This is a genomic window from Stenotrophomonas sp. 3(2025) (assembly GCF_052665395.1).
In genome coordinates, this window is the sequence record NZ_JBQOIF010000023.1 from 41,562 (window position 1) to 56,708 (window position 15,147).

The following is a 15,147-nucleotide window of genomic DNA, read 5'->3' on the forward strand; positions in this document are numbered from 1 at the left end:
GAATTACTCGATCTATGTCTTCACCCTGGCGGGACAGAATCCTCGGTCTGATGCCGCGTACGGCCATCGTCTGCCACGACTTGTTCATGGTATGGGCCTGTTGGCAGCTGTTGCATGCGGGTCGGTACTCGATCCTTGCCGACGCTCCCGCATTGCCGTTGTGGAACGTGGATACGACGCTGGTACTGGCGCTGCAGGGACTGGTGTTCTGGCGTATCGGCCTCTATCGCGGCCTGTGGCGTTTTGCCAGCGTCAGCGACCTGCTGAACATCTTCAAGGCCAGCTTCATCGGCCTGATCGCCATTGTTCTGGTACTGGCCTGGAAGCGCTTCGACGGCGTGCCGATGTCGGTGCTGGTGATCTATCCGTTCGCGCTGTCGGCACTGCTGGGCGCGCCGCGCCTGCTGTACCGGGCATGGAAGGACTATCAGTCGCTGCAGTCCGACTCCACCGCGCGCCGGGTGCTGATTCTCGGCGCCGGCCAGGCCGCCGAGACCCTGGTGCGCGACCTGCGCCGGTCCGGCAATTTCGAGCCGGTCGGCCTGCTTGATGATGCACCGCACCTGCGTGGCGCCAAGCTGCAGAGCCTGCCGATCCTGGGGACCCTGGACGACGCGCCGGCAGTAGCCCGCGAGACCGCAGCCAAGCTGCTGGTGATCGCCATGCCCTCACTGGATGCGGTGGGCATGCAGCGCGTGGTGGCCATCTGCGAGAGCACCGGCATTCCGTTCCGGACTGTGCCCAAGCTCAGCGACATCCTGCAGGGGCAGTCGCTGCCGGGCCAGTTGAAGGAAGTGGCGATCGAAGATCTGCTTGGCCGCAAGCCGATCATGCCGGACTGGAACCTCATCCGTGGCTGGTTGGGCGGGCGCACGGTGATGGTGACCGGTGCCGGTGGCTCGATCGGGTCCGAACTGTGCCGCCAGTGTGCCCGCCATGGCGCCGGTCGTATCGTGCTGCTGGAGATCAGTGAGCTGCTGCTGTTGACCATCGAGGGCGAGCTGCGCCGCAGCTTCCCCGATGTCGAGATCGAAGCGGTGCTCGGTGACTGTGGCGATCCCGCGGTGATCCGCCACGCGCTGTCGCTGCACCCGGTCGACACCGCCTTCCATGCGGCTGCCTACAAGCACGTGCCGGTGCTGGAGCGTCAGCTGCGTGAAGCCGTGCGCAACAACATCCTGGCCACGGAGAACGTGGCCCGCGCCTGCCTGGAAGCCCACGTCGAGCACTTTGTGTTCATCTCGACCGACAAGGCGGTCGACCCGGTCAATGCGCTGGGCGCCAGCAAGCGCTATGCGGAGATGATCTGCCAGAGCCTGGACCAGAAGTCCACGCACACCCGTTTCGTGACCGTGCGTTTCGGCAACGTGCTGGCGTCGGCCGGCAGCGTGGTGCCGCTGTTCCGCGAACAGATCCTCAAGGGCGGCCCGGTCACGGTGACAGACCCGGAGGTCAGCCGCTATTTCATGACCATTCCCGAGGCGTGCCAGCTGATCCTGCAGGCGGCCGCGTCAGCGTCGCACGGCGCGATCTACACCCTGGACATGGGCGAGCCGGTGCCGATCCGGGTGTTGGCCGAGCAGATGATCCGCCTGGCGGGCAAGCAGCCCTACAAGGAAATTCCGATCATCTATACCGGCCTGCGCCAGGGCGAGAAGCTGCACGAGACGCTGTTCTATTCCGACGAGGACTACCGGCCGACCGCGCACCCGAAGATCCTCGAGGCCGGCGTCCGTTCGTTCTCGCGGGACATCGTGCTGGGCAACGTGCCGAAGCTGCGCGAGGCCATTGCCCGGTACGACATCGATACGATCCAGGAAATCCTGTTTGCGACCATGCCGGAATTCTCGCCAATCGAACAGGATGCTTACATTTCATCCGCTAAGGTTGTGCCCTTTCCGGCACGTGAGGCCAACAGGCACCAATGAGCAAGCGCATTCGCAAGGCGGTATTCCCGGTAGCGGGTCTGGGCACGCGTTTTCTTCCGGCGACCAAGACGGTGCCGAAGGAGATGCTGCCGATCATCGATCGGCCGCTGATCCAGTACGCCGTGGATGAGGCGATCGAAGCAGGCTGTGACACCCTGGTGTTCATCACCAACCGTTACAAGCACGCCGTCGCCGATTATTTCGACAAGGCCTACGAGCTGGAGCAGAAGCTCGAGCGCGCGGGCAAGCACGAGCAGCTCGAATTGATCCGCCATGTGCTGCCGGAAGGCGTGCGCGCGATCTTCGTCACCCAGGCCGAGGCTCTGGGCCTGGGCCATGCAGTGCTGTGCGCCAAGGCGGTCATCGGTGACGAGCCGTTCGCGGTGCTGCTGCCCGACGATCTGATCTGGAACCGCGGCGCGGGTGCGCTCAAGCAGATGGCCGACCTCAACGAGGCCAGTGGTGCCAGCGTCATTGCCGTGGAGGACGTGCCCCACGACAAGACGGCCAGTTACGGCATCGTCGCCACCGAGGCGTTCGACGGCCGCAAGGGGCGTATCTCGCAGATCGTGGAGAAGCCCAAGCCGGAAGATGCACCGAGTGACCTGGCAGTGGTGGGGCGTTATGTGCTGAGCCCGAAGATCTTCGAGCTGCTTGAGCAGACCCGCACCGGTGCCGGTGGCGAGATCCAGCTGACCGATGCGATCGCCGAACTGCTGAAGACCGACGAGGTCGATGCCTATCGTTTCGAGGGCACCCGTTTCGACTGCGGCACCCATCTGGGGCTGGTCGAGGCCACGATCCGCTTCGCGCTGGACAACCCGAAGCTGGCCGGCCCGGCGCGCGAGAAGCTGGCGGCGATGCTGGCGGAGTAAGGGTTTTTCGAGCGCTCCGGCAGCGCCTTACTGCATAGCTGGGGGAGGCGCAGGCAGGCCGCTGCAGGACACGCCTCTCGACAGTTTCCTGCGAGCGCGGACGGGCAGGGCGGAATCAAAGGCAGAAGCAAGAGCAAAAAGGCAGCCATTGGCTGCCTTTTTTCGTGGGTCGGGGTCGGATCCCTTTGCGCAGCAAAGGGCTCTGACCCCAAGGCCGAAAGCATCCACGCATGGCGTGGATCTACTACCTTTGCTCATCCCTCCGCTGCGCGGAATGTTGGGTGGCTCGGGTGGGTGAGGCTGGCCGGGACTGTCAGCGGCATGGATGCCGCTGCCAAGCCCCCAGGGACGGGTTTACGGCGTGTCCCGGGCAGTCTCACCCGCCCGGGCCCTTCCGCAAACCGACAGGTCCGCCGGCAACGCTTTGAACCTTACAGTGCCTCGAAAATGCCCGCCGCACCCATGCCGGTGCCGATGCACATCGTCACCATGCCGTACTTCTGCTGGCGACGGCGCAGGCCGTGCAGCAGGGTCGCGGTACGGATCGCGCCGGTCGCACCCAGCGGATGGCCCAGCGCGATCGCGCCGCCCAGCGGGTTGACCTTGCTCGGGTCCAGGCCGCAGTCACGGATGACGGCCAGCGACTGCGCGGCGAAGGCTTCGTTGAGCTCGATCCAGTCCAGCTGGTCCTGGCTCAGGCCGGCCTGCTTCAGCGCCTTCGGAATCGCGGCGATCGGGCCGATGCCCATCACTTCCGGGCGCACACCAGCCACCGAGAAGCTGACGAAACGGGCCAGCGGGGTCAGGCCGTAATCCTTGATCGCCTGTTCCGACGCCAGCAGTACCGCACCGGCGCCATCGCTCATCTGCGAGGAGTTGCCGGCAGTGACGGTGCCGCCGAACTGGCCGTTGCGGAACACCGGACGCAGCTTGGCCAGGCCTTCAGCGGAGGAATCCGGGCGCGGGCCTTCGTCGGTGTCGGCCACCTTGTTGCGGGTGATGATGCGCTTGCCGTCGGCCAGGTCGGGCTGGTGCGAGACGATCTCGTACGGGCTGATCTCGTCCTTGAAGTCACCATTCTGGATGGCGGCCATGGCCTTCTGGTGCGAGGCCAGGGCGAACGCGTCCTGTTCTTCGCGCGAGACCTTCCACTCTTCAGCGACCTTCTCGGCGGTGATGCCCATGCCGTAGGCGATGGCGACGTGGTCGTTGTCGAACACGCTCGGGGCCATCGCGATCTTGTTGCCCATCATCGGCACCATCGACATCGATTCGGTGCCGCCGGCCAGCATCAGGTCGGCGTTGCCAAGGCGGATCGCGTCGGCCGCCTGCGCCACGGCCTGCAGACCGGAGGAGCAGAAGCGGTTCACGGTCTGCGCGGCAATGGTGTTCGGCAGGCCGGCCAGCAGCACGCCGATGCGGGCCACGTTCATGCCCTGCTCGGCTTCGGGCATCGCGCAGCCGATGATCGCGTCATCGATGCGGTTGACGTCCACGCCCGGCGCCTGCGCCACGACGCTGCGCAGCACGTGGGCGAGCATGTCGTCGGGGCGGGTGTTGCGGAACATGCCCTTGGGCGCCTTGCCAACCGGGGTGCGGGTAGCGGCGACGATGTAGGCGTCCTGGATTTGCTTGGTCATTGCAGTGATCTCTTGAATAGGGGTTGGAAGAGGTTGCCGGCCAGCGGCCGGCACTACCGATGTCTTCCGTCAGTTCCGCAGCGGCTTGCCGGTCTTGAGCATGTGCGCGATGCGGGCCTGGGTCTTTTCCTGCTGGGCCAGTTCGACGAAGTGCTTGCGCTCCAGGGTCAGCAGCCACTCTTCGTCGACCAGGGTGCCGCGGTCGACCTTGCCGCCGCACAGCACGGTGGCGATGCGCTCGGCGATCTCATAGTCGTATGGGCTGATGAAGCGGCCTTCCAGCATGTTGACCAGCATCATCTTGAAGGTGGCGATGCCGACGTCGCCGGCCACCTGGATGCGGCGTGCCGGCAGCGGCGGACGGTAGCCCGCTTCGGCCAGGGCGCGTGCTTCGGCCTTGGCGATGTACAGCGCCTCGTAGCTGTTGAACACCACCTTGTCGGTGCTGCGCAGCAGGCCCAGTTCCTTGGCGTTGACCGCCGAGTTGGACACCTTGGCCATCGCCACGGTCTCGAAGGTCTTCTTCAGTTCGGCGAACACGTCACCGCCCGGGCCAGCGGCCTGCGAGGCACGCACCGCCAGTTCCTTCAGGCCGCCGCCTGCCGGCAGCAGGCCGACGCCGGCCTCGACCAGGCCGATGTAGCTTTCCAGGAAGGCCACGGTCTTGGCACTGTGCATCTGGAACTCGCAGCCGCCACCCAGTGCCAGGCCGCGCACGGCAGCCACCACCGGCACCAGCGAGTACTTGATGCGCTGGCTGGTGCGCTGGAAGTTGTGCACCATTTCTTCGAACTGGTCGACCTTGCCGGCCTGCAGCAGGCCCAAGGCGCCAGCCAGGTCGGCACCGGCGGAGAAGGGCTCCTTCTGCTGCCAGATCACCAGGCCCTGGAAGTCCTTCTCTGCGCGGGTGACGCATTCCTGCAGGCCATCCAGCACGTGGTCGGACACGGTGTTCATCTTGGTCTTGAAGCTGACCACGGCGATGCCATCGCCGTCGTGCCACATGCGCAGGCCGTCGTTCTCGAACACGGTCTCGCCCGGCGCGAACTTCTCGCCCAGCAGCGGATCGGGGAAGCGCTGGCGCTGGTACACCGGCAGCGACGAACGCGGCAGCTTGGCGTTGCGCGACGGGCTGTAGCTGCCCTCGGCGGCATGCACGCCGTCACGGCCGTCAAATACCCAATCCGGCAGCGGGGCGTTGCTCATGCTCTTGCCGGCGACGATGTCATCGGCAATCCACTGCGCGACCTGCTTCCAGCCGGCAGCCTGCCAGGTTTCGAACGGGCCCAGCGACCAGCCGTAGCCCCAGCGGATGGCCAGATCGACGTCGCGCGCGGTCTCGGCGATGTCGGCCAGGTGGTAGGCGCTGTAGTGGAACAGGTCGCGGAAGGTCGCCCACAGGAACTGCGCCTGCGGGTGCTGGCTCTCGCGCAGCTTGGCGAACTTCTCGGCCGGGTTCTTGATCTTCAGGATCTCGACCACTTCCGGTGCGGCGGCGCGATCAGCCGGACGGTAGTCCTGCTTTTCCAGGTCCAGCACCACGATGTCCTTGCCGACCTTGCGGAAGATGCCGGCGCCGGTCTTCTGGCCCAGTGCGCCCTTGGCAATCAGCGCATCCAGCCACTTCGGCGACTTGAAGAACTCATGCCACGGGTCGTTGGGCAGGGTATCGCCCATGGTCTTGATGACGTGGGCCATGGTGTCCAGGCCGACCACGTCGGAGGTGCGGTAGGTGGCCGACTTCGGGCGGCCGACCAGCGGGCCGGTCAGGCCGTCCACTTCGTCGAAGCCCAGGCCGAATTCCTGGGTGTGGTGGATGGTGGACAGGATCGAGAACACACCGATGCGGTTGCCGATGAAGTTCGGGGTGTCCTTGGCGTACACCACGCCCTTGCCCAGGGTAGTGACCAGGAACGCTTCCAGGCCTTCCAGCACGCTGGCGTCGGTGGTGATGGCCGGGATCAGCTCGGCCAGGTGCATGTAGCGCGGCGGGTTGAAGAAATGCACGCCGCAGAAGCGGTGGCGCAGCTGTTCGGGCAGCACGTCGGCCAGCTTGTTGATGCCCAGGCCCGAGGTGTTGGAGGCCAGCACGGCGTGGTCGGCCACGTACGGGGCGATCTTCCTGTACAGGTCCTGCTTCCAGTCCATGCGCTCGGCGATGGCCTCGATGATCAGGTCGCAGTCCTTCAGCTGTTCCAGGCCGGTCTCGTAGTTGGCCGGGGTAATGGCTTCGGCCAGCGACTTGCTGGCCAGCGGCGCCGGGCTCAGCTTGCCGAGGTTGGCGATCGACTTCAGCACGATGCCATCGGCCGGACCTTCCTTGGCAGGCAGGTCGAACAGCACGGTGTCGACGCCGGCATTGGTGAGGTGGGCGGCGATCTGGGCACCCATGACGCCGGCACCCAGCACGGCGGCGCGGCGGACTAGCAGGGAATTGGACATGGTGTAGGGCCTTTGTTGGTCAGCAGTTACTGGGTGGAATCAAGGGAGGCGGGCAGGGCGCTGCCGCTGCGGGCGGCGGCGCGGAATCCGGCCTCGGCGAAATGGATCAGTTCATGGGCGGCATGGGCACGATGCGCCGTTTCGGTGACACCGGCAGGTCGCTTGATCAGCCCGAAATCGGCCATGGCATAGGTCAGCGAGCCAGCGAGGAAATCCAGGCGCCAATAGAGCTCTTCCTTGCTCAGGCCGGGAACGCAGGTGGCAATCGCCTTGCCGAACTCACGCAGCACGTGGCCGTAGTGGTCGGACAGGAACTTGCGCAGGTTGTCGTTCTTTTCAGCGTAGGCACGGGCGATCACGCGGACGAAGGCACCGCCGTTCTGGCGGTCCTGGGCCAGCGCCAGGGCCGGCTCGACGAAGGCGGCCAGCACCGGCCGCAGTTGCCCGGGGTGTTCGTTGCGGGCACGCTCGAGCTGGGCCAGGCGGGCGCCGGTCATCTCGTCCATGCGGCGGCGGAACACCTCGTTGACCAGGTTTTCCTTGGAGCCGAAGTGGTAGTTGACCGCAGCAATGTTGACGTCGGCCTGGCTGGTGACCTGGCGCAGCGAGGTGCCGGCAAAGCCGTGCTGGGCGAACAGCTCCTCGGCGGCGCCGAGGATCCGGTCCTTGGTCGAGAAGTGGGCGGGCTTGGCCATCGGGCGGGCGGACCTTAATCAAACGATTGTTTGATACTAGAACCAGACGGTACCGTATGGCATTTTGCAGTGCAGCAAAATCCTGTCACCCGGTTACAAGGGATTCAGTAGTGCCAGCCCATGGCTGGCAACGCTTGATCCTGAATGGGCAGGCTCCGGGGCTCGAGATCCGGCATCCTGCCTGCCAGCCATGGGCTGGCACTACTGAGCGGGATCTTTTACAATCCGCGCACGTTTATCAGGCTAAGCCCGCGTTTCGACGCGGCTTTTTTTTTGTTACCCTTCGGGCCATCAGCGGCCCGATTCCATTGGAGACATCCCATGGCGCTGGAGCGCACCCTTTCGATCATCAAGCCGGACGCCGTTGCCAAGAACGTCATCGGCGAAATCTACGCCCGCTTCGAAAAGGCCGGCCTGAAGGTCGTGGCCGCCAAGTACAAGCAGCTGTCCCGTCGTGAAGCCGAAGGCTTCTACGCCGTGCACCGCGAGCGTCCGTTCTTCAACGCACTGGTCGAGTTCATGATCTCCGGCCCGGTGATGATCCAGGCCCTGGAAGGCGAGAACGCCGTCCTGGCCCACCGCGACCTGCTGGGCGCCACCAACCCGAAGGAAGCCGCTGCGGGCACCATCCGCGCCGACTTCGCCGAATCCATCGATGCCAATGCCGCCCACGGCTCGGACTCGGTCGAGAATGCCGCGATTGAAATCGCGTACTTCTTCGCCGCCACCGAAGTCGTCTCGCGCTGAGAGTAATGCCGTGAACGAGGTCGTACAGAAAATCGCCATCCAGCCGCTGCCGAAGTCGGCACCCACGGCTGGCAAGCAGAACCTGCTCGACCTCGATCGCGCGGGCCTGGAGAAGTTTTTCGTCGAGGTTCTCGGCGAGAAGAAGTTCCGCGCCCATCAGGTGATGAAGTGGATCCACCATCGCTACGTCACCGAGTTCGATGAGATGACCGACCTCGGCAAGGTCCTGCGCGCCAAGCTGCAGGAGCATGCCGAGGTCCTCGTCCCGAACGTCATCTTCGACAAGCCCTCCGCCGACGGCACCCACAAGTGGCTGCTGGCGATGGGCGTGGATGGCAAGAACGCCATCGAGACCGTGTACATCCCCGACAAGACCCGCGGCACGCTGTGCGTGTCCTCGCAGGTCGGTTGTGGCCTGAACTGCACGTTCTGCTCCACCGCCACCCAGGGCTTCAACCGCAACCTGACCACCGCCGAGATCATCGGCCAGGTGTGGATTGCCGCACGCCACCTGGGCAACGTGCCGCACCAGATGCGCCGCCTCACCAACGTGGTGATGATGGGCATGGGCGAGCCGTTGATGAACTTCGACAACGTCGTGCGTGCCATGAGCGTGATGCGCGACGATCTGGGCTACGGCCTGGCCAACAAGCGCGTGACCCTGTCGACCTCCGGCCTGGTGCCGCAGATCGACCGCCTGTCCGCCGAAAGCGACGTGTCGCTGGCGGTGTCGCTGCATGCGCCGAACGATGAGCTGCGCGAGACCCTCGTGCCGCTCAACAAGAAGTACCCGATCGCCGAGCTGATGGCTTCGTGCGCACGCTACCTGCGCGCCAACAAGCGCCGCGAATCGGTCACCTTCGAATACACCCTGATGAAGGGCATCAACGACCAGCCCGAGCATGCCCGCCAGTTGGCGCGGCTGATGCACCAGTTCGACAACGCGGTGCAGGCCAGGGACTCGGGCAAGGTCAACCTGATCCCGTTCAACCCGTTCCCCGGTACCCGCTACGAGCGCTCGGAAGAAGCGCATATCCGCGCCTTCCAGAAGATCCTGCTCGACAGCAACGTGTTGACCATGGTGCGCCGCACCCGTGGCGACGATATCGACGCTGCGTGTGGCCAGCTCAAGGGCCAGGTGATGGATCGTACCCGCCGCCAGGCCGAGTTCAACAAGACGCTGCAGGCGGGGAAGGGGAGCGATGCCGCGGCCTGACCGCCTGCCGGTGGCCCTGTTCGCAGGCGCGCTGGCATTGGCAGCGGGCGGATGCACGACCACCAGTGAGATTCCGATCGGCCCGGGCGGGGTTGCGCCGATCCACAGCGTCCGCGATGCGCCGGGCGTGCGCCAGAAGTTCCACTACGAGGACCTGCTGGCGCTGGCCGCCCGTGACATGCAGGTGGGCAGCCTGGACGAGGCCGAGCGCAAGGTGCGCCGCGCGTTGAAGCTGCAGCCCAACGGTGTGGACGCGGTGATGCTGCTGGCCGGGGTGGAAGACCGCAGGGGTCGCGAGCAGCAGGCGGGGGATGGCTTCCGCCGCGCTGCAGAGCTGGCACCGCAACGCGGTGACGTTCTCAATAATTACGCGGCATGGTTGTGCCAGCACGGGCACTCGGCCGAATCGCTGGTCTGGTTCGATCGTGCCCTGACGGCCCCGGACTACGCCACGCCCGCCGCTGCCCTGGCCAATGCCGGTGGATGCGCGCTGGATGCTGGCCAGCTTGAACGTGCCGAACGCGACCTGCGCGCCGCCCTTTCCCACGTGCCTGGCAACCCGGTCGCGTTGGAGGCGATGGCCCAGCTGAGCTTCCGTCGCGGCCAGTTCATGGAAGCCCGGGCCTTCGCCGAACGTAGGATTGCGGCTGCACCGGCCACGCGTTCCGTGTTACAACTTGCGTCTGAAATCGAGGCGCGACTGGGTGATCAGGCAGCATCTGATCGCTATCTTCAGCGGATTCGACAGGAATTTCCGCAGGACGCGGGCTCCTAACTCCAGGGTTGATGCATTGTGATTGATGACCAGACTGTGAGCGATCTCGATACCGTGGCCGGCTGCGGCACCCGCCTGCGCCAGGCCCGTGAGGCCGCCGGACTGACCCTTGAAGACGTCGGCCAGCGCCTGCGCATGCCGGTTCAAGTGGTGAAGTCGCTCGAGCAGGAGCAGTGGCAGAAGCTGGGAGCGCCGGTGTTCGTGCGCGGCCAGCTGCGCAGCTACGCCCGCCTGCTCGGCGTCGATGTCAGCGAACTGCTGGAACAGGCCCAGGTTGGCCCGGTGGTTCCGCCCACCCTGGTCAGCCACACCCACACCCCGCGTGCGCGCCGGATTGCCGAGAATCTTGGCCGCCGTGCGCTGTATGTCGGTATCACCGCCGTGCTGGCAGTCCCGGTCTGGTTCGCCACCCGCGGTCACTTCGATGGCACCGCGCCTTCACCGAGCACCGCCTCGCTGGACGTGATCCCGGCCGCCGTACCGGTTACCCCGGCCGGCCCCGGCTCTGCCGTGCCGGCGCCCGCCGAGGTCGCGGCCGCGCCCGTCGCCAAGCCGGCCGCCACCCCGTACGTCGCCTCGCTGGCCCCGGTGCCGCGCGCTGCGCCGGCCCCTGCCGCCAACCTGGACATGCAGTTCAGCGGTGACAGCTGGGTCGATATCGCCGGCCCCGAGGGCGGTACCGTCGAGAAAGCGCTGATCAAGGCCGGCGAGACCCGCAGCTTCACCCCGGGCCAGGTGACCCGCGTGACCCTGGGCAACGCTTCGGCGGTCCAGGTTCAGCAGAACGGCGCTATCGTCGATCTGACGCCCTACCAGCGAGCCAACGTGGCACGCTTTCAGGTATCCTCTGAAGGCTCCGTTGTCCCGGTTTCGCACTGAGACACGGTTTCACCACCTTCGATAATCCCAATGGTCCCTCCCGATGGGCGGGGCGAGAGTACGCATGGCGATCGACGATCTGCTCGACGAGCACGAACAAAGTGAACGCGTCCGCAGCTGGCTGCGGAAGAATGGCGCCAGCATCCTCGGTGGCGTAGTCATCGCCATCGGTGCCATTGCCGGCTGGCAGTGGTACCAGAAGGATCAGGGCGGCAAGCTGGCTTCGGCCAATGTCGAGTACCAGAAGGCCCTGGTGGGCCTGCAGCAGAACAAGCTCGACGACGCTGCGAAGGCGGTCAAGGCGCTGGAAGCTGGCCCGTCCAGCATCTACGGCGACCTGGCGGCGCTGCAGCTGGCCAAGGCCCAGGTCGATGCGGGCAAGAATGAAGAAGCGCTGGCCACCCTGCGCGCGGTGAAGGTCGACGGCGACCTGCAGCGCGTGGTCGACCAGCGCGTGGCACGCCTGCTGGTGGCAACCGGCAAGGGCGATGAAGCGATCAAGCTGCTGGGCAGCGCCACCGACAGCAGCAGCCTGGAAATCCATGGCGATGCGCTGATGGCGCAGGGCAAGCGTGACGCCGCCCGCGAACAGTATGAGAAGGCGCTGAAAACGCTGGACGTGGCAGCGCCGCAGCGGCGACTGCTGGAAACCAAGGTTATGGACGCCGGCGGCACCGTCGCCGCCCCTGCGGAGTCGGTTTGATGAGTCAGAAGGTCATGATCACCCGCGTCGCCTCCGTGCTGCTGCTCGGCATGGCACTGTCCGGTTGCAGCACCATGAAGGGCTGGTTCGCCGGCAAGGACGCAGCAGCGAAGAAGGCACAGGAGCCGGCCGAACTGGTCAAGTTCGAGCCGACCCTGAAGGTCAACAAGGCCTGGTCGGTCAACCTGGGCAAAGGCGAGCGCCGCATCGGCGTGCGCCAGGGCCCGGCAGTGGCCAATGGCCACGTGTTCGCAGCGGCGATCACCGGTGGCGTGCACGCCATCGACCTGCAGACCGGCAAGAAGGTCTGGACCTGGGAGCCGAAGAAGGAAAAGAAGAAGGCCAAGCTGCGGCTGTCCGGTGGTCCGGGCGTCGGCGAGAACCTGGTGGTCATCGGTACCCTCGATGGCCAGGTGATCGCGCTGGACATCAACGATGGCAGCGAGAAGTGGCGCGCACGCGTGCCCAACGAAGTGATCGCCGCGCCGGCCATTGCCCAGGGCATGGTCTTCGTGCGCAGCAATGACGGTCGCGTCACCGCGTTCGACGCCGGCAACGGCACCCAGAAGTGGTTCAACCCCAGCGAGCTGCCGGCGCTGACCGTGCGTGGCAACGCGCCGGTGGTGGCTGGTCCGGGCGTGCTGTTCATCGGCAAGGACGAGGGCGGTGTCGCTGCGCTGGCCATGCAGGACGGCCGCACGCTGTGGGACCAGAACGTGGGCAGCGGCGAAGGCCGTACCGAGCTGGACCGCATGGCCGACGTCGATGGCGCCCCGGTGCTCGACGGCAACACGCTGTTCGTGAGCAGCTTCAAGAACCAGACCATGGCCATCGAAGGCCCGACCGGTCGCCCGCTGTGGGCGCGCGACCACGGCGGTGCCGGCGGCGTGGCGGTGTCTTCGGGCAATGTTTTCGTTACCGACAACAAGGGCGGCGTGTTCGGCCTGGACAAGGCCAGCGGCGCGGCGATGTGGTCGCAGACCGCACTGGCCCGGCGCTCGCTGACCGGCCCGGCGCTGCACGGCGACTACGTGGTGGTCGGTGACTACAAGGGATACCTGCATTGGCTGCAGGCCTCCGATGGCGCGATGGCGGCGCGGGCGAAAAGCGGCGGTGATGCGCTTCTGGCCCAGCCAATCGTCGTCGATGGAGTGCTGCTGGTGCAGAACGTTGATGGCAAGCTGACCGCATTCCGGTTGGCAAATTAATACGGAGTAATCGCGATGCTGCCTTTGGTCGCCCTGGTTGGACGGCCGAATGTCGGCAAGTCGACCATATTCAATGCACTGACCCGTACACGTGACGCCCTGGTCCATGACCAGCCCGGCGTCACCCGGGACCGCAACTATGGCGTCTGCCGGCTTGACGAGGACAACCATTTCCTCGTCGTCGATACCGGCGGCATCGCAGAGGAAGAAGAAGGCCTGGCTGGCGCTACCACGCGCCAGGCCCGTGCTGCCGCTGGCGAAGCTGACCTGATCCTGTTCGTCGTCGATGCCCGCGAGGGCACCTCGGCGATGGACGATGAGATCCTGGCCTGGCTGCGCAAGCTGTCGCGCCCGACGCTGCTGCTGATCAACAAGATCGACGGCACCGACGAGGACACCGTGCGTTCGGAGTTCGCCCGCTACGGCTTCAGCGAGATGCTGACCGTGTCGGCTGCCCACCGCCAGGGCCTGGACGACCTGTTGGACGAGGTCATCCAGCGCCTGCCGGAAGAGGGCAGCGGTGAAGAGCTGGACAACGATCCGAACCGCATCCGCATCGCCTTCGTCGGTCGCCCCAACGTGGGCAAGTCGACCCTGGTCAACCGCATCCTCGGCGAAGAGCGCATGATCGCCTCGGACGTGCCGGGCACCACCCGCGATTCGATCTCGGTGGACCTGGAGCGTGACGGCCGCGAGTACCGCCTGATCGACACCGCCGGCCTGCGTCGCCGTTCGCGCGTGGACGAGGTCGTCGAGAAGTTCTCGGTGGTCAAGACCATGCAGTCGATCGAGCAGTGTCAGGTGGCCGTGCTGATGCTTGATGCCACCGAAGGCGTGACCGACCAGGACGCCACCGTGCTCGGCGCCGTGCTGGATGCCGGCCGCGCGCTGGTGATCGCGATCAACAAGTGGGACGGCCTGACTGACTACCAGCGTGAGCAGGCCGAAACGATGCTGTCGCTGCGCTTGGGCTTCGTGCCGTGGGCCGAATCGGTGCGCATCTCGGCCAAGCATGGCTCGGGCCTGCGCGAGCTGTTCCGTGCGGTGCACCGTGCGCACGAATCGGCGAACAAGACCTTCACCACCAGCGAAGTGAACAAGGCGCTGGAAGTGGCCTACGAGACCAACCCGCCGCCGACCATCCGCGGCCACGTCTCCAAGCTGCGTTACGTGCACCCGGCCGGCGCCAACCCGCCGACCTTCATCGTGCACGGCACCCGCCTGAAGGAACTGCAGGAGTCGTACAAGCGCTACCTGGAGAACTTCTTCCGCAAGCGCTTCAAGCTGATCGGTACGCCAGTGCAGTTCATCTTCCGCGAGGGTGCCAACCCGTACGAAGGCAAGAAGAACGTGCTGACCGAACGGCAGGTCAAGGCCAAGCGGCGCTTGATGAAGCACGTCAAGGGCAAGTGATCCACGAGAGGCGGCCGCAGGGCCGCCTTCTCGTTTGCGGTAGTGCCGGCCGCTGGCCGGCAACCTCAGCCAGGCAGCCCCGGCACCGGAATCCGATAGACCACCGACGCAAACTTCGCGCTCTGCTCGGTGCCGACCACCTGGCCGCCCAGTGCTTCGGCAATCCGCCGGCTGGCCACGTTGTCCACCGCCACCGGGTAGCGATAGGCGACCGCAGCGAGCCGTTCCGCGCACCAGTGGACGACGGCGCGCACTGCCTCGCGGCCGTAGCCCTGTCCGTGCTCGCGCTCGCTTATCCAGATGCCAAGCTCGGGTTCGCCCTCGGTAGCGCGGTGCACGGCGGCGATGCCCACAAAGCGTCCGTCCTGCAGATGCCGGATCACGAACGTGTATTCCGCGCCTTCCTCGATCAGGCGCAGCCATTCCTGGCCGATCGTTTCGAATGCCGCAAAAGAGTCCGGCGGATCGAATGCCATGAAGCGGGTCAGCGTTGGCGTGATGCCGGCGAAGACCTCGGGGCCGTCGGCGCATGAGAACGGCCGGAGCACCAGGTGCTCGGTCTGTACGGGATTGATCGATGGTTTCACCGCCCAGAGGGTCCTACGCGCCGTCGGCTCCGTCAACAT

13 protein-coding genes are annotated in these 15,147 nt (G+C 65.8%); 9 read left to right on the forward strand and 4 right to left on the reverse strand.

What is annotated here, in order from left to right:
• The first annotated feature begins 14 nt into the window (after positions 1–14).
• Positions 15–1,928 carry a polysaccharide biosynthesis protein gene (locus tag ACUXVE_RS16200; RefSeq protein WP_162292037.1) on the forward strand — a complete coding sequence of 638 codons (1,914 nt, stop codon included), beginning with the start codon at positions 15–17 and terminating at the stop codon, positions 1,926–1,928.
• Complete coding sequence (gene galU, locus ACUXVE_RS16205; RefSeq protein WP_025875017.1) at positions 1,925–2,803, forward strand: UTP--glucose-1-phosphate uridylyltransferase GalU; 879 nt, start codon at positions 1,925–1,927, stop codon at positions 2,801–2,803. The genes ACUXVE_RS16200 and galU overlap by 4 nt, the downstream gene beginning before the upstream one ends.
• 431 nt (positions 2,804–3,234) lie before the next feature.
• Here the strand turns inward: galU and ACUXVE_RS16210 are convergent, their stop codons facing one another.
• The 3 genes from ACUXVE_RS16210 to ACUXVE_RS16220 form a co-directional block, all read right to left on the reverse strand.
• Positions 3,235–4,443 (reverse strand): acetyl-CoA C-acyltransferase, encoded by a 1,209-nt coding sequence (locus ACUXVE_RS16210; protein WP_032977565.1) that lies wholly within the window; start codon positions 4,441–4,443, stop codon positions 3,235–3,237.
• A gap of 69 nt (positions 4,444–4,512) precedes the next feature.
• Positions 4,513–6,885, reverse strand: a complete 2,373-nt coding sequence (locus ACUXVE_RS16215; RefSeq protein WP_445514794.1) for a 3-hydroxyacyl-CoA dehydrogenase/enoyl-CoA hydratase family protein — start codon at positions 6,883–6,885, stop codon at positions 4,513–4,515.
• Between the two features lie 26 nt (positions 6,886–6,911).
• Complete coding sequence (locus ACUXVE_RS16220; protein WP_093819811.1) at positions 6,912–7,580, reverse strand: TetR/AcrR family transcriptional regulator; 669 nt, start codon at positions 7,578–7,580, stop codon at positions 6,912–6,914.
• 321 nt (positions 7,581–7,901) lie between these two features.
• Here ACUXVE_RS16220 and ndk point away from each other — a divergent pair, with 321 nt between their 5' ends.
• The 7 genes from ndk to der all read left to right on the forward strand — a co-directional run bounded on the left by ndk (position 7,902) and on the right by der (position 14,521).
• Positions 7,902–8,327: a nucleoside-diphosphate kinase gene (ndk, locus tag ACUXVE_RS16225; RefSeq protein ID WP_008265389.1), complete on the forward strand. Its 426-nt coding sequence runs from the start codon at positions 7,902–7,904 to the stop codon at positions 8,325–8,327.
• Between the two features lie 10 nt (positions 8,328–8,337).
• Entirely contained in the window at positions 8,338–9,543 is a 1,206-nt protein-coding gene (gene rlmN / locus ACUXVE_RS16230; protein WP_445514795.1) for a 23S rRNA (adenine(2503)-C(2))-methyltransferase RlmN, read from the forward strand.
• Positions 9,530–10,318: a tetratricopeptide repeat protein gene (locus ACUXVE_RS16235; RefSeq protein ID WP_093819806.1), complete on the forward strand. Its 789-nt coding sequence runs from the start codon at positions 9,530–9,532 to the stop codon at positions 10,316–10,318. The genes rlmN and ACUXVE_RS16235 overlap by 14 nt, the downstream gene beginning before the upstream one ends.
• 18 nt (positions 10,319–10,336) lie before the next feature.
• Positions 10,337–11,197 carry a helix-turn-helix domain-containing protein gene (locus ACUXVE_RS16240; protein WP_445514796.1) on the forward strand — a complete coding sequence of 287 codons (861 nt, stop codon included), beginning with the start codon at positions 10,337–10,339 and terminating at the stop codon, positions 11,195–11,197.
• A 64-nt stretch (positions 11,198–11,261) separates the two neighbouring features.
• Positions 11,262–11,900, forward strand: a complete 639-nt coding sequence (locus tag ACUXVE_RS16245) for a YfgM family protein (RefSeq protein ID WP_093819802.1) — start codon at positions 11,262–11,264, stop codon at positions 11,898–11,900.
• A complete protein-coding gene (bamB, locus tag ACUXVE_RS16250; protein ID WP_093819799.1) occupies positions 11,900–13,108 on the forward strand; it encodes an outer membrane protein assembly factor BamB in 1,209 nt (402 codons plus the stop codon). The genes ACUXVE_RS16245 and bamB overlap by 1 nt, the downstream gene beginning before the upstream one ends.
• A 15-nt stretch (positions 13,109–13,123) precedes the next feature.
• On the forward strand, positions 13,124–14,521 hold the full coding sequence (der, locus tag ACUXVE_RS16255; RefSeq protein WP_093819797.1) for a ribosome biogenesis GTPase Der: 1,398 nt from the start codon (positions 13,124–13,126) through the stop codon (positions 14,519–14,521).
• A gap of 65 nt (positions 14,522–14,586) precedes the next feature.
• Here the strand turns inward: der and ACUXVE_RS16260 are convergent, their stop codons facing one another.
• The gene (locus ACUXVE_RS16260) at positions 14,587–15,147 is read right to left on the reverse strand and encodes a GNAT family N-acetyltransferase (protein WP_445514797.1); all 561 of its coding nucleotides are present in this window, start codon (positions 15,145–15,147) and stop codon (positions 14,587–14,589) included.

Bases quoted from the DNA above. Each gene is read 5' to 3' on its own strand.
- ACUXVE_RS16200 (WP_162292037.1), top strand. From the start codon at position 15: ATGTCTTCACCCTGGCGGGACAGAATCCTCGGTCTGATGCCGCGTACG.
- galU (WP_025875017.1), top strand. From the start codon at position 1,925: ATGAGCAAGCGCATTCGCAAGGCGGTATTCCCGGTAGCGGGTCTGGGC.
- ACUXVE_RS16210 (WP_032977565.1), bottom strand. From the start codon at position 4,443: ATGACCAAGCAAATCCAGGACGCCTACATCGTCGCCGCTACCCGCACC.
- ACUXVE_RS16215 (WP_445514794.1), bottom strand. From the start codon at position 6,885: ATGTCCAATTCCCTGCTAGTCCGCCGCGCCGCCGTGCTGGGTGCCGGC.
- ACUXVE_RS16220 (WP_093819811.1), bottom strand. From the start codon at position 7,580: ATGGCCAAGCCCGCCCACTTCTCGACCAAGGACCGGATCCTCGGCGCC.
- ndk (WP_008265389.1), top strand. From the start codon at position 7,902: ATGGCGCTGGAGCGCACCCTTTCGATCATCAAGCCGGACGCCGTTGCC.
- ACUXVE_RS16235 (WP_093819806.1), top strand. From the start codon at position 9,530: ATGCCGCGGCCTGACCGCCTGCCGGTGGCCCTGTTCGCAGGCGCGCTG.
- ACUXVE_RS16245 (WP_093819802.1), top strand. From the start codon at position 11,262: ATGGCGATCGACGATCTGCTCGACGAGCACGAACAAAGTGAACGCGTC.
- bamB (WP_093819799.1), top strand. From the start codon at position 11,900: ATGAGTCAGAAGGTCATGATCACCCGCGTCGCCTCCGTGCTGCTGCTC.
- der (WP_093819797.1), top strand. From the start codon at position 13,124: ATGCTGCCTTTGGTCGCCCTGGTTGGACGGCCGAATGTCGGCAAGTCG.
- ACUXVE_RS16260 (WP_445514797.1), bottom strand. From the start codon at position 15,147: ATGTTGACGGAGCCGACGGCGCGTAGGACCCTCTGGGCGGTGAAACCA.